Origin of the sequence: Microbacterium oryzae (assembly GCF_009735645.1) — a bacterium.
Taxonomy (GTDB): Bacteria; Actinomycetota; Actinomycetes; order Actinomycetales; family Microbacteriaceae; genus Microbacterium; species Microbacterium oryzae.
This window is the reverse complement of the sequence record NZ_CP032550.1, coordinates 1,206,567-1,220,162: the sequence shown is the minus strand read 5'-3', so window position 1 is coordinate 1,220,162 and position 13,596 is coordinate 1,206,567. Positions and strand designations below refer to the sequence as shown.

Annotated in this window: 11 protein-coding genes; 7 read left to right on the top strand and 4 right to left on the bottom strand. The window is 70.8% G+C overall.

The features are described from left to right. Nucleotides 1-87: 87 nt before the first annotated feature. Both lpdA and D7D94_RS05685 read right to left on the bottom strand, forming a co-directional pair. Nucleotides 88-1,488 carry a dihydrolipoyl dehydrogenase gene (lpdA, locus tag D7D94_RS05690; RefSeq protein ID WP_156241704.1) on the bottom strand — a complete coding sequence of 467 codons (1,401 nt, stop codon included), beginning with the start codon at nucleotides 1,486-1,488 and terminating at the stop codon, nucleotides 88-90. A 63-nt stretch (nucleotides 1,489-1,551) separates the two neighbouring features. After that, nucleotides 1,552-2,238, bottom strand: coding sequence for a copper resistance CopC family protein (locus D7D94_RS05685; protein WP_156241703.1), 687 nt, complete (start codon nucleotides 2,236-2,238; stop codon nucleotides 1,552-1,554). Between the two features lie 152 nt (nucleotides 2,239-2,390). Between D7D94_RS05685 and D7D94_RS05680 the strand changes: the two genes are divergently transcribed. From D7D94_RS05680 to D7D94_RS05670, 3 genes are all read left to right on the top strand, one after another. After that, entirely contained in the window at nucleotides 2,391-2,894 is a 504-nt protein-coding gene (locus D7D94_RS05680; RefSeq protein ID WP_425486984.1) for an FHA domain-containing protein, read from the top strand. Continuing rightward, the gene (gene ftsR / locus D7D94_RS05675) at nucleotides 2,894-3,574 is read left to right on the top strand and encodes a transcriptional regulator FtsR (protein ID WP_173024240.1); all 681 of its coding nucleotides are present in this window, start codon (nucleotides 2,894-2,896) and stop codon (nucleotides 3,572-3,574) included. The genes D7D94_RS05680 and ftsR overlap by 1 nt, the downstream gene beginning before the upstream one ends. A gap of 131 nt (nucleotides 3,575-3,705) precedes the next feature. Then, a complete protein-coding gene (locus D7D94_RS05670) occupies nucleotides 3,706-4,245 on the top strand; it encodes a MerR family transcriptional regulator (protein ID WP_156241701.1) in 540 nt (179 codons plus the stop codon). A gap of 172 nt (nucleotides 4,246-4,417) precedes the next feature. Here the strand turns inward: D7D94_RS05670 and D7D94_RS05665 are convergent, their stop codons facing one another. Continuing rightward, complete coding sequence (locus D7D94_RS05665; RefSeq protein ID WP_156241700.1) at nucleotides 4,418-5,236, bottom strand: ParA family protein; 819 nt, start codon at nucleotides 5,234-5,236, stop codon at nucleotides 4,418-4,420. Nucleotides 5,237-5,327: 91 nt separating this feature from the next. Between D7D94_RS05665 and D7D94_RS05660 the strand changes: the two genes are divergently transcribed. From D7D94_RS05660 to D7D94_RS05650, 3 genes are read left to right on the top strand one after another with little or no spacing between them, the layout of a single operon-like run. Further along, nucleotides 5,328-8,735 carry a pyruvate carboxylase gene (locus tag D7D94_RS05660; protein WP_156241699.1) on the top strand — a complete coding sequence of 1,136 codons (3,408 nt, stop codon included), beginning with the start codon at nucleotides 5,328-5,330 and terminating at the stop codon, nucleotides 8,733-8,735. Between the two features lie 50 nt (nucleotides 8,736-8,785). Further along, complete coding sequence (locus D7D94_RS05655) at nucleotides 8,786-10,429, top strand: MinD/ParA family ATP-binding protein (RefSeq protein WP_246171885.1); 1,644 nt, start codon at nucleotides 8,786-8,788, stop codon at nucleotides 10,427-10,429. After that, on the top strand, nucleotides 10,426-10,920 hold the full coding sequence (locus D7D94_RS05650) for a peptide deformylase (RefSeq protein WP_156241697.1): 495 nt from the start codon (nucleotides 10,426-10,428) through the stop codon (nucleotides 10,918-10,920). The genes D7D94_RS05655 and D7D94_RS05650 overlap by 4 nt, the downstream gene beginning before the upstream one ends. A gap of 4 nt (nucleotides 10,921-10,924) precedes the next feature. On the opposite strand, the gene D7D94_RS05645 is transcribed toward D7D94_RS05650, so the two are convergent. Beyond that, the gene (locus D7D94_RS05645; protein ID WP_156241696.1) at nucleotides 10,925-12,757 is read right to left on the bottom strand and encodes an AMP-dependent synthetase/ligase; all 1,833 of its coding nucleotides are present in this window, start codon (nucleotides 12,755-12,757) and stop codon (nucleotides 10,925-10,927) included. A gap of 125 nt (nucleotides 12,758-12,882) precedes the next feature. Here D7D94_RS05645 and D7D94_RS05640 point away from each other — a divergent pair, with 125 nt between their 5' ends. Further along, nucleotides 12,883-13,566 carry a lysophospholipid acyltransferase family protein gene (locus D7D94_RS05640; RefSeq protein WP_156241695.1) on the top strand — a complete coding sequence of 228 codons (684 nt, stop codon included), beginning with the start codon at nucleotides 12,883-12,885 and terminating at the stop codon, nucleotides 13,564-13,566. Nucleotides 13,567-13,596 lie beyond the last annotated feature (30 nt).

Sequence of the window (13,596 nt, the reverse complement as noted above, 5' to 3'; positions counted from 1 at the left end):
CCCGACGGCCCACGGCCATCCGCCGCCCGACGACATGACGAAGGCCGCCCCCTCCGAGGAGGGGGCGGCCTTCTTCGCGTCAGCGGATCAGAAGTTGATCATGTGGCCCGCGAGGCCGTGGAAGCCCTCCTGCAGCGCCTCCGACAGCGTGGGGTGCGTGTGCACGTTGCGCGCCAGCTCGTGGGCCGTGAGGTCCCACTTCTGCGCGAGGGTGAGCTCGGGCAGCAGCTCCGACACGTCGGGGCCGACCATGTGGGCGCCGAGCAGCTCGAGGTGCTCCGCGTCGGCGACGAGCTTGACGAAGCCGACCGGCTCGCCGAGGCCGTGCGCCTTGCCGTTGGCCATGAACGGGAACGTCGACACCTTGATCTCGTGGCCGGCGTCCTTCGCCTGCTGCTCGGTGAGGCCGAACGAGGCCACCTGCGGCGAGCAGAACGTCGCGCGCGGCATCATGCGGTAGTCGCCCAGCGGCATGGTCTCCGCGCCGCCGATCGTCTCGGCCGCCACGACGCCCTGCGCCTCGGCGACGTGCGCGAGCTGCAGCTTCGCGGTGACGTCGCCGATGGCGTAGATGCCGTCGACGTTCGTGCGCATGTAGTCGTCGATCGCGATGGCGCCGCGGTCGGTGAGCTGCACGCCGGTCTTGTCGAGGCCGAAGCCGTCGACGTTCGGGGCGAAGCCGACCGACATGAGCACCTTGTCGACGGTGACCTGCTGCGTGTCGCCGCCCTTGTTGGGCGTGTACGACACCGTGACGTTCGAGCCGTTGTCGACGACCGACTCGACCTTGGTCGCCGTGAGGACCTTGATGCCGTAGTTCTTGTACTGCTTCGCGATCTCCTTGGAGACGTCGGCGTCCTCGTTGGGGAGCACGCGGTCGAGGTACTCGACCACGGTGACGTCCACGCCGTAGTTCGACATGACGTAGGCGAACTCCATGCCGATGGCGCCCGCGCCCACGATCACGATCGAGCCGGGGAGCTCGCGCGAGAGGATCTGCTCCTCGTACGTGACGACGTTCTCGCTGAGGGTGACGCCCGGAAGCAGGCGGACCTTCGAGCCGGTCGCGATGATGACGTTGTCGAACGTCACCTCCTCGGTCGAGCCGTCCGACTTGGCGACGGAGATCGCCTTCGGGCCCGTGAAGGTGCCGCGGCCGTCGTACTCGACGACCTTGTTCTTCTTCATGAGGAAGTGGATGCCCTTGACGCGGCCGTTCGCGACCTCGCGCGAGCGGTCGTACGCCTTGCCGTAGTCGAAGGTGACCTCGCCGGAGATGCCGAAGAAGTCCGACTTGTGCTTGAGGGTGTGGGCGAGCTCGGCGTTCTTCAGGAGCGCCTTCGAGGGGATGCAGCCCACGTTGAGGCACACACCGCCCCAGTACTTCTCTTCGATGATGGCGGTCTTGAGACCGAGCTGGGCGCTGCGGACGGCGGCGACGTACCCGCCGGGGCCCGCGCCGAGGATGACGACGTCGTAGTGAGCCATGTGATCAACCCTATCTGTGTGAGGAGTGCAGAACGCCGGTGGCGTGACGGATGGCGGTGCCGATCAGGAGGAGCGGCGCGAGCGGGCGAGCAGCGTGGCGCCGAGCGCCCCGCCGCCCGCGACGAGGACGACGCCGCCGATGATCCACGGCAGGTTCCGCTGGAGCGCATCGTCGTCGGACGGCGTCTCGTCTGCCGCGGTCGCGGAGGGGGTGACGGCGTCGGATGGCGCGGGCTCGGCCTGCGTCGTCATCGTCGGCTCCGGCGTCGCCGCGCCATCCGCCGCCTCGGTGGTCGTGAACCGGAAGATCTTGTCCTCGCTGTGCGAGTCGCCGTAGGTCACGCTCGCGATGACGGTGTACTCGCCGGCCGGGGCGCCGGCCGGATCGAGCTCCTGTCGGAGCATGGGGCCGGCGGCGACGGCGTCGCCCGCGGAGTAGTCGTGGCAGGCGTCGCCATCGATGGCGACATGGCCGGGCGCCGCGTCGGTGATGCCGGGGCAGGAGGCGTCCGTCACGAAGACCGCCTGCGGAGCGCCCTCGAGGAGGGAGCCGCTGAACGTGAGGGTCACCTCGTCCGGCAGCGTCTGCACGGTCTCGCCCTCGGCGGGCGCGGTGCCCACGAGGGCATCGTGCGCGGAGGCTGCGGCAGGGGAGAGGAGGGGCGCGAGCACGGCCGCGGCGAGGATGGCCGTGGCGGCGCCGAGACGCGTGGATCGGTGGGAGCGCGGTGAGGTGAAGAAGGCGACCATGACCCCTCGACGATATCCGCGGATCCTGAGCGGCGCTCGCGCGAGCCGTCTGCGGCGCCTCGAGTCCCGTTCGATCCCCCTTGGGAGGCGCTGAGAGCCCCATCAGCACCGCCCCGGATCCGATAGGGTGGGTCACCAAAGGGAGGTCGAGCGTGTCAGATGCGCAGTACCGGCCGGATTCGGCCTCGATCCGACGCGATGTCGGACCGACGTCGGGAGGCCACGACGGCTCCGGAGACGTCACGCAGACCTTCGGACATGACGCCGATCTGTCGTTCGTCCCGTTCGCGGGCGAGCTGTCCACCGCCGAGCTCGACGCGGTCGGCGCGCTGCCGTCCGGCGCCGCGCTCCTGCTCGTGCGCTCGGGCCCCACGGCCGGCGCCCGCTACCTGCTGGATGCCGAGGTCACCACGGCCGGCCGCCATCCGGAAGCGGACATCTTTCTCGACGACGTGACGGTGTCGCGCCGTCACGCGGAGATCACGCGCGACCGCACCTCGTTCGAGATCATCGACCAGCGCTCGCTGAACGGCACCTACGTGGACGGCGAGCGCGTCGATCGCGCCGTGCTGCACAACGGCGCCGAGGTGCGCATCGGCAAGTTCCGCTTCAACTTCTTCGCCTCCCCCCGAGACATCGCGGGGGCCGGCGCCTGATGGCAGCCGCTGCCGCAGAGCGAAGCGCGACAGCGGCGCTGCTGAGCATCGGCCAGGTGCTCGCGAAGCTCACCCCGGAGTTCCCGAACCTCACCTCGAGCAAGCTGCGCTATCTCGAGGAGCAGGGCATCGTCGCGCCGCAGCGCACGCCCTCCGGCTATCGGAAGTTCTCGCCGCAGGACGTCGAGCGCCTGCGGCTGGGGCTCGTGCTCCAGCGCGACCACTATCTCCCGCTCAGCGTGATCCGCGAGCACCTCGACGAGGTGGATGCGAACGGAGGCGAGCGGCTCCCGCTGCCGACCTCCATCCATCCGACGGCCCGCTCGTTCACCCGAGCCGACCTGCTGGCGGCCGCGGGCGCCGCCCCGCAGCTCCTCAACGACGCCATCAGCATCGGCCTGATGCAGGCGTCGGAGATGTACGACGAGCACGCCGTGGCGCTGCTGCGCGCGTTCGTCGCGCTGGACCGTCACGGCATCGAGCCGCGTCACCTGCGGGCGGTGAAGCAGAGCGCCGATCGCGACGCCGACCTCGTGGATCAGGCGCTCACGCCGCTGATGCGCCGCGCCGATCCGCGCTCCCGCGCCCGCGCGGGCGAGCTCGGCCCGGAGCTCGCCGGACGCCTCGACGAGGTGCGCGGGATCTTCGTCCGGCAGGCGCTCGAGCGCATCCTGCCGTGACCTCGGCACGCGTTTCATAACGTTCATAACGCTTGTCTCGACACGCCGCCCGCTCGGAGCGGATGTCGTTGCCGGGGCCCCGACCCTGCCATACGGTGGACAGGAATCGAACGTGAGGAGTAAGGATCACGATGGCTGAGGATCCCGCATCGGCCGGCTTCACGGCCGACCTGCTCTTCACCGACGGTCTCCCGAAGCTCGACCCCGAGACCGGCTACCGCGGCGCGGTGGCGGCTCGCGCGGCGGGCATCACTTACCGTCAGCTCGACTACTGGGCGCGCACGGAGCTCGTCGTGCCGACCATCCGCAGCGCCACGGGATCGGGCTCGCAGCGTCTCTACGGCTTCCGCGATATCCTCGTGCTGAAGCTCGTCAAGCGCCTGCTCGACACCGGCATCTCGCTGCAGCAGATCCGGATCGCCGTCGATCAGCTGCGCGCATCGGGCATCCGCGATCTCGCGGGCACGACGCTCATGAGCGACGGCGCCTCGGTGTACCTCTGCACGTCGAACGACGAGGTCATCGATCTCGTCAGCCGCGGTCAGGGCGTGTTCGGCATCGCCGTCGGACGCGTGCTGCGCGAGGTGGAGTCGACGCTCGTGGCGTTCGATCCCGCCGCTCCGGACCCCGTCGACGAGCTCGCCGCCCGTCGCTCGCGTCGCACCGCCTGAACTCCCGCCCGGCCGTCATGCCGGGCACCCGTTCCGCACGACTGTGTCGTCGTGTCGGCCGACCGTGTCTCACGGCGTGCGGAAATCAGCCGGTGATCGCCGCGCCGAGCGCGGCACGGTCATGCCGGCTGGCCGGCCGGCGGGTCACCCGTTGCGGGTCACCCGCGGCGGGTCACTCGGCTGCGGGGGCGCCGGCCTCAGGGGCCGGGATGCGTCCGGCGCGGACGATGCGGTCCAGCAGCTGGTCGAAGTCGGCGGCGAGCTCCTGAGCGGACTCGCCCGGCCACACGTGCAGGGGCTTCGCGGCGCCCTGCGCCTGCTGCAGCGACGTGCGCTCGGGGAGCTGGGGCGAGAGCACCAGCGGGCCGAACATGTCGCGCAGCTCCTTGATGCGGAACTGGTGCTCGATCGACTGCGGGCGCACGCGGTTCACGACGATGCCGAGCGGCTGCAGGCGCGGCGACAGGCCGCGGCGGATCTCCTCGATCGCGCGCAGGGCGCGGTCGGCGGCGGCGACCGAGAACAGGCCGGGCTCGGTGATGACGGCGACGCGGTCGCTGGCCGCCCAAGCGGTGCGCGTGAGGGCGTTGAGCGACGGCGCGCAGTCGATGAGCACCAGGTCGTAGTCGGCCTCGACGGAGGCGAGCGCCTCCTCGAGCTTCCACACGTCGCGGACGGTGGGGTGGGGACCGTCGTAGTTGATGGCCGAGGGGCTGCCGATGAGGACGTCGATGACCCCCGCGTGCACCTTGGTCCAGCCGCTGGCGGTGATCGCCTGGCGGACGACCTTCTCCTTCGGGTTCTCGAGCACGTCGGCGACGTTGAGGTGACCGGCGATCTGGATATCCAGGCCCGTCGAGACGTCCGACTGAGGGTCGAGGTCGACGACGAGCGTCCGGATCCCCCGCGAGAATGCCGCCGAAGCGAGCCCGAGGGTCACGGTCGTCTTGCCGACGCCTCCCTTGAGAGAGCTGACGCTGAGTACGTGCACGTCGTCTAACCTACCCTCCTCTAAGCTGAGGGCGAGCTCAGCGATGCCGGTGCGCCGGGCTCGGCCCTGCCGTCCGTCGCCGAGGAGGCGCATGTTCTCGAAGGTTCTGGTTGCCAACCGCGGAGAGATCGCCATCCGCGCGTTCCGCGCCGCATACGAGCTGGGGGCCCGCACGGTCGCCGTCTTCCCGTATGAGGACCGCAACTCGCTGCATCGACTGAAGGCCGACGAGGCGTATCAGATCGGTGAGGAGGGGCACCCCGTCCGCGCGTACCTGGACGTGGCGGAGATCATCCGCGTCGCCAGGGAGTGCGGTGCCGACGCCATCTACCCGGGTTACGGCTTCCTGTCGGAGAACCCGGAGCTCGCGGCCCAGGCCGCCGCCCACGGCATCGCCTTCATCGGCCCGTCCGCGGATGTCCTGTCGATGGCGGGCAACAAGGTGACCGCCAAGCAGCACGCGATCGACGCGGGCGTGCCGGTGCTGCGCTCGACCGACGCGTCCGACGACATCGACGCGCTCGTCGCGCAGTCCGACGAGATCGGCTTCCCGCTCTTCGCCAAGGCCGTCGCCGGCGGTGGCGGACGCGGCATGCGGCGCGTGGAGTCGAAGGACGAGCTCGCCCCCGCGCTCGCGGAGGCGATGCGCGAGGCCGGCAGCGCCTTCGGCGACCCGCGCATGTTCCTCGAGCAGGCGGTGCTCCGGCCCCGCCACGTCGAGGTGCAGGTGCTCGCGGACGCGGCGGGGGAGACCGTCCACCTCTTCGAGCGCGACTGCTCCGTGCAGCGCCGCCACCAGAAGGTCATCGAGATCGCCCCCGCGCCGAACCTCGACGACGCCGTGCGCGCCGACCTCCACCGTCACGCCGTCGCCTTCGCCCGTTCGATCGGCTACGTCAACGCGGGAACGGTCGAGTTCCTCCTCGAAACCGCGGGGCCGCGGGCGGGCGAGATCGTCTTCATCGAGATGAACCCGCGCATCCAGGTCGAGCACACCGTGACCGAGGAGGTCACCGACGTCGACCTCGTGCAGGCGCAGATGCGCATCGCCGCGGGGGAGACGCTCGCCGACCTCGGCCTGCGGCAGAGCGACATCCAGCTGCACGGCGCCGCCCTGCAGTGCCGCATCACCACCGAGGACCCCGGTCAGGGCTTCCGTCCCGACACGGGCAAGATCACCACGTACCGCTCGCCCGGCGGCGCGGGCATCCGCCTCGACGGCGGCACCACGGCCGCCGGCTCCCAGATCAGCCCGCACTTCGACTCCATGCTGGCGAAGCTCACGTGTCGCGGCCGCGACTACACGGCGGCCGTGCGCCGTGCGCGCCGCGCCCTGGCCGAGTTCCGCATCCGCGGCGTCTCCACGAACATCCCGTTCCTGCAGGCCGTGCTCGACGACCCGGCGTTCCTCGCCGGGCACCTGTCGACCGCGTTCATCGACGAGCGACCGGATCTGGTGCGCGGGCGGGAGTCGAAGGACCGCGGGTCGAAGGTGCTCAACTGGCTCGTCGACGTCACCGTCAACAAGCCGCACGGCGAGAACCCGCTGACGATCGACCCCCGGGTCAAGCTGCCCGCCGTCGACCTCGCGACGGAGCCGGCGACCGGCTCGCGGCAGCGGCTGCGCGAGCTCGGGCCCGCCGGCTTCGCGCGGGCGCTCCGCGAGCAGACGCCGCTCGCGGTCACCGAGACGACGTTCCGCGACGCGCACCAGTCGCTGCTCGCCACGCGCGTGCGGACCAAGGACCTCCTCAACGTCGCGCCGCACGTCGCGCGGCTCACACCGCAGCTGCTCTCCGTGGAGGCCTGGGGCGGCGCGACGTACGACGTCGCCCTGCGCTTCCTGTCCGAGGACCCGTGGGAGCGCCTGACGAAGCTGCGCGAGTCGCTGCCGAACGTGGCCATCCAGATGCTGCTGCGCGGGCGCAACACCGTCGGCTACACGCCGTACCCGACCGAGGTGACCGACGCGTTCGTGCGCGAGGCCGCCGACAGCGGCGTCGACATCTTCCGCATCTTCGACGCGCTGAACGACGTCGCGCAGATGCGGCCGGCGATCGACGCGGTGCTCGCCACGGGCACCACGGTCGCCGAGGTGGCCGTCTGCTACACGGGCGATCTGCTGAACCCGGCGGAGGACCTGTACACGCTCGACTACTACCTCCGCCTCGCGGAGCAGATCGTCGGCACGGGCGCGCACGTCCTCGCGATCAAGGACATGGCGGGGCTGCTGCGCCCGGCCGCCGCCGCGAAGCTCGTCTCGGCGTTCCGCGAGAACTTCGACCTGCCCGTGCACGTGCACACCCATGACACCCCGGGCGGGCAGCTCGCCACGCTGCTCGCCGCCAGCGCCGCCGGCGCCGACGCGGTGGACGCGGCATCGGCGCCGATGGCGGGCACGACGAGCCAGCCGTCGCTGTCGTCGCTCGTCGCGGCGCTCGCGCACACCGATCGCGACACCGGTCTCGACCTGCGGGCCGTCTCCGACCTGGAGCCGTACTGGGAGGCCGTGCGTCACCTCTACCGGCCCTTCGAGTCCGGTCTGGATGGCCCGACCGGCCGCGTGTACGCGCATGAGATCCCCGGCGGGCAGCTCTCCAACCTGCGCCAGCAGGCCATCGCGCTGGGGCTCGCCGACGACTTCGAGCTCATCGAGGACATGTACGCGGCGGCGAACGAGATCCTCGGGCGCGTGCCCAAGGTCACCCCGTCGTCGAAGGTGGTCGGAGACCTCGCGCTGCACCTCGCCGCGGTGCGGGCGGACCCTGCGGACTTCGCCCAGAACCCCGGGAAGTACGACGTGCCGGATTCGGTGGTCGGATTCATGGCCGGAGAGCTCGGCGACCTGCCGGGCGGATGGCCGGAGCCGTTCCGCACGAAGGTGCTCGCGGGCCGCGAGGTGAAGACCGGCGTGACGCCGATCTCCGCGGCCGACCGTGCCGCCCTCGAGGCGGACTCCGCCACTCGGCGCGCCGCGCTCAACCGGCTGCTGTTCCCGCAGCCGACGCGCATCTTCGAGGAGCAGCGCGAGGCGTACGGCGACCTCTCGGTGCTCGACACCGCGGACTACCTCTACGGGCTCACCCCGGGACGCGAGCACGTCATCACGCTCGAGCGGGGCGTGCAGCTGTACGCGGGGCTCGAGTCGATCGGCGCCGCCGACGACAAGGGCATCCGCTCGGTCATGACGACTCTCAACGGGCAGCTCCGGCCGGTGTCGGCGCGCGATCGCAGCATCGCGGTCGAGGTGCACGAGGCCGAGAAGGCGGACACCAACCGGCCGGGCCAGGTCGCCGCGCCGTTCTCCGGGGTGGTGACCGTGAAGGTGGAGCAGGGCGACCGGGTCAGCGCGGGTCAGCCGATCGCCTCCATCGAGGCCATGAAGATGGAGGCGGCCATCACGGTGCCCATCGGCGGCGTCGTCGAGCGCATCGCGATCGCCAGCACGCAGCAGGTGGAGGCCGGGGACCTTTTGGTCGTCGTCACGCCCGCCGAGTAACCTTGTGCGGGGTCTGGCAGGTGCCGGACCCCGCATGAGGAGACATGACAGTGAGTTCTGATCGCGGCGGTCGCCCGGATGCCGAGCCCGCCGACAACGGAGTGCTCGGCGGCATCGGCCTCGACACGACGGCGATCGGCGTCCTCGGAGCGCACACGGCGCAGGTGCAGGTCGCAGTGCCGCTGAACCGCGAGGACCCGGACGACGACGTGGTGGACGACGACGACCTCGACTACGTCATGGCCCGGTTCGACGAGGTGGAGAGCGACGAGGTCGACGCGGCGGATGACGCCGAGCACGACGACGACACCCTCGAGCCGGCCGGCGAGATGCTCGACGTGACCGAGGCGGACCTCGAGCCGGCCGACGAGACCGACATGGTCGACGAGACGGTCGATGCGGTCGAGATCGACGCGGCCGACACCCAGACCGACGGCGCAGCAGCGGATGACGCAGCCGAAGCCATCCGTCAGCAGGAGCAGGAGCCCGTGCCCGCGACGCCCGCGCGCGAGGAGACGCTGCCGCGCGGCTACGACTCGTTCGCCGCGCGACCGCTCGCCGTCCCGGCGGGCGCAGATGCGAGAGAAGACACCATGCCCGAACCCACCGAGGGCGCTCGACCCGACCCGGCGCTCACGCGCCCGTCGTTCGTGACCCCCCACGCGCCACTCGACGCCGCCGCTCCCGAAGCCGTCGCCGCCCGCCGTGCGGGCGAGGTGACCGAGAGCGCCGCCCGCGAGAGCGCCGACGTCCTCACGGCCGACCGGCTGCTGGAGTCGAGCGCCGTGCGGCGTCCGGAGCCGGAAGGCCCCTGGCGTCAGCTCGTGTACCGCGCGACGCGAGGAGTCGTCAATCTCGGCGACAGCCGCGCGGTGCGCGCGCGGAAGGACGTGTCGAGTCGCATCGCGGCGCCGCTCGTCGGCGCGGCGCGCTTCGTCCCGGTGCTCAGCCGCAAGGGCGGCGTCGGCAAGACGACCGTCACCGCGCTGCTGGGCATGGCGCTGGCGGATGCCCGCGACGACCGCGTGATCGCCGTCGACGCCAACCCCGATCGCGGCACGCTCGCCGAGCGCATCGCGCGGGCCACGGGCAGGACCGTGCGCGATCTCGTGCGCAACCGCGACAGCGTGCGCGGCTACGCCGACATGAGCGCCCACGTCGTCCGCGACGAGACGCGCCTCGACGTGCTGGCGTCCGACACCGACCCGCGGCTCTCCGAGGCGTTCAGCGACCAGGACTACCGAGCGGTCGCCGACGTCGCCGCGCACTACTACTCCATCGTGCTCACCGACACCGGCACCGGCATCGTCCAGTCCGTGATGGGCGCGACGCTCGACCTCGCCGACCAGATCGTGGTCGTGGCCGGGCTCAGCGTCGACGAGGCGCGACTGGCGAGCGAGACGCTCACCTGGCTCGAGGCGAACGGGCACAGCGAGCGCGTGCGCCACGCCGTCGTGGTGCTCAACCAGTCCACGCCGGGCGCACCGGTCGTGCGTCTGGACGAGCTCGAGGCCCACTTCCGCAGCCGCGTGCGCGCGGTGGTGCGGCTTCCGTACGATCCGCAGCTCGCCACGGGCAGCGCGATCACCTACGCCGAGCTGCGTCCGGCCACGCGCGACGCCGCCCGCGAGCTCGCGGCGCGGGTCGTCGAGGGTCTGCGTCCGCAGGGCGCCGAAGAGGGGAAGAGCCGTTGACCGTCCGCGACATCCGCATCATCGGAGACCCCGTCCTCGCACAGCAGTGCCGCGAGATCGAGACGATCGACGACGGCGTGCGCGCGCTCGTCGAGGACCTCATCGAGACGGTGAAGGTCCCCGGCCGCGCCGGGGTGGCGGCGCCCCAGATCGGGGTGGGCCTCCGCGCCTTCAGCTACAACGTCGACGACCAGATCGGGTACATCCTCAACCCCCGGATCGTCGAGGTGCGCGGCGACGCGCAGCCGACGGGGGAGGGCTGCCTCTCCGTGCCGGGGCTCTGGCACGATGCGCTGCGGCACCCGTACGCGCGCGCCGAGGGCATCGACCTCGAGGGCGAGCGCGTCGTCCTCGAGGGCGAGGGCCTGTTCGCGCAGATGCTCCAGCACGAGACCGACCACCTCGATGGCAAGCTCTACCTCCGGCGCCTGCCCGCCGACGCCCGCAAGGCCGCCATGCGCGAGGTGCGCGAGAAGATCTGGGTCAGCTGACCGCTCAGCCGCCGACGGAGATGTTGGATGTCGTGACGGGCTTCTCGTAGATCCCTGCGATCTCCTTCGCGAAGTCCTTGAGGATCTCCGAGCGCTTGATCGACATCTTCGGCGTGAGGTGGCCGGATGCCTCCGTCCACTCGGTGCCGAGGATGGTGAACTCGCGGATGGACTCCGCGCGCGACACATGGCGGTTGGCCTCGTCGATGGCGCGCTGGACCTCCGCGCGGACCGTCGCGTTCTGCGCGGCCTCGGCGAGGGTGAGGTCGGACGACTCGCCGTGCGTGGCGAGCCACGCCGGCAGCATCTCCGGATCGAGGGTCACCAGCGCGGCGATGAACGGCCTCTGATCGCCCACCACGACGACCTGCCCCACGATCGGGTTCGCGCGGATCGGATCCTCGAGAGCCGCGGGCGCCACGTTCTTGCCCCCCGCGGTGACGATGATCTCCTTCTTGCGCCCCGTGATGGTGAGGAAGCCGTCGTCGTCGAGCGAGCCGAGATCGCCGGTGCGGAACCACTCGCCGTCGAAGGCGGACTCCGTCGCCTCCGGGTTCCGCCAGTACTCGCGGAAGACGTTGATGCCCTTCACCTGCACCTCGCCGTCATCGGCGATGCGCAGAGCGACGCCCGGCAGCGCCGGCCCGACCGATCCGATCTTCGACTTCGTCGCGAGGTTCACCGAGGCGGGCGCCGTGGTCTCCGTGAGCCCGTATCCCTCGAGGATGTGGATGCCGAGGCTGTGGAAGAAGTGCCCGAGCCGCGGGCCGAGCGGCGCGGAGCCGGAGACGGCGTACTGCACCTTGCCGCCCATCAGCGCACGCAGCTTCGCGTAGACGAGGCGATCGAACAGCGCGTACTGCACGCGGAGGCCGAGGCCGATCCGCTCCCCGTCCTGCAGACGGCGGGAGTGCTCGACGGCCACCTTCGCCGCCGCGCGGAAGATCCGGCCCTTGCCCTCGCTCTCGGTCTTCTGCTCGGCCGAGTTGTAGACCTTCTCGAACACGCGCGGCACGGCGAGGAGGAACGTCGGCTGGAACGAGCCCAGCGCGGGGATGAGCTGCTTGGTGTCCGGCTGGTGACCGGTCCGCACGCCGGCGTGAATGCAGAGGATGGAGATGAACCGGGCGAAGATGTGCGCGGTCGTGATGAAGAGGACGGTCGAGGCTCCGGGCTGCAGGACGACCTCCGACAGCGCCTCGGCGGAGTTGCGGCAGAGCTCCACGAAGTTGCTGTGCGTGAGCACGCACCCCTTCGGCCGGCCGGTGGACCCGGACGTGTAGATGAGCGTCGCGATGTCGTCGCCGTTCGCCAGCTGGCGGCGCAGGTCGATCTCCGAGTCGTCGATCGACGCGCCCTGGTTCGCGAGCGCGTCGAGCGCGCCCTCGTCCATCCGCCACACCTCGCGCACGAGCGGCAGCTCGCCGCGCACCTCCTCGAAGCGGGCGGCGTGCTCGCCGCTCTCGACGAGCAGGGCGGTCGCTCCCGAGTCGGAGAGGATCCACTGGATCTGCGACGGGGAGCTGGTCTCGTAGACGGGCACCATGATCGCGCCGGCGAAGAACAGCGCGAAGTCGACCACCGACCACTCGTACGTGGTGCGCGCGAGGAAGGCCACCTTCTCGCCGGGTTGCACGCCCGCGGCGACGAATCCCTTGGCGAGGGCGAGCACCTGCCCGTGGAACTCGCTGGCGGTCACGTCCTGCCATCCGCCGTCGCCGTCGGGAACCCCGAACAGCACGCGATCGGGAGTCGCGGCGACCCGATCGACGAGCAGATCTGTGACGTTGGCCGAGGGATCGGCGGGGACGATTGCGGGTATCGAGGTCTCGATCACGGCATCTCCTTCGGTACCGGTGCGGGTGAGGCGAGTATATGCCGCGGCATGCGACGCGTCGGACACGTGCACGGTTCCCACAAGGCTAGACTTCCGAGCGCGGGAACCGACAGAGGGAGCTGACGTTGTTCTACTGGCTCATGAAGTACGTGTTCGTCGGCCCACTGGTCAAAGCCGTGTACCGTCCCTGGATCACGGGCAGGGAGAACGTCCCCAAGACGGGCGCGGCCATCCTCGCCAGCAACCACCTGTCGGTCATCGACTCGGTGTTCCTGCCGCTCATGCTGGATCGCCCCGTCTCGTTCCTCGCGAAGGCCGAGTACTTCACGGGGCGCGGGCTCAAGGGATGGGCCACGCGCTGGTTCATGAAGGGGACGGGTCAGATCGCGCTCGACCGCTCGGGAGGGCCGGCATCGGAGGCGGCCCTCAACACCGCGCTGCAGGTCATCGGCCGCGGCGACCTCCTCGGCATCTACCCCGAGGGCACACGCAGCCCCGATGGGCGGCTCTACCGCGGGCGCACCGGCATCGCGCGGATGGCCCTCGAAGCGAAGGTCCCGGTCATCCCGGTGGTCATGGTGGACACGGGAGAGATGATGCCGATCGGGAGGACCATCCCCAAGGTGATGCGCGCGGGCATCGTCATCGGAGAGCCGCTCGACTTCTCGCGCTACGCGGGCATGGAGAGCGACCGGTACGTGCTGCGATCCGTCACCGACGAGATCATGGTGGCGTTGCAGCGACTGGGCGCTCAGGAGTACCGCGACGAATACGCGTCGAGCGTGAAGAACCGGCTCACCGAGGTCTGAGTCGCGGGGCGTCACGGTGATCGGAGCAGC

Coding starts and splice junctions, on each gene's coding strand:
- ftsR (WP_173024240.1), top strand. CDS start 2,894: ATGGCAGCCGCTGCCGCAGAGCGAAGCGCGACAGCGGCGCTGCTGAGC.
- D7D94_RS05685 (WP_156241703.1), bottom strand. CDS start 2,238: ATGGTCGCCTTCTTCACCTCACCGCGCTCCCACCGATCCACGCGTCTC.
- lpdA (WP_156241704.1), bottom strand. CDS start 1,488: ATGGCTCACTACGACGTCGTCATCCTCGGCGCGGGCCCCGGCGGGTAC.
- D7D94_RS05670 (WP_156241701.1), top strand. CDS start 3,706: ATGGCTGAGGATCCCGCATCGGCCGGCTTCACGGCCGACCTGCTCTTC.
- D7D94_RS05660 (WP_156241699.1), top strand. CDS start 5,328: ATGTTCTCGAAGGTTCTGGTTGCCAACCGCGGAGAGATCGCCATCCGC.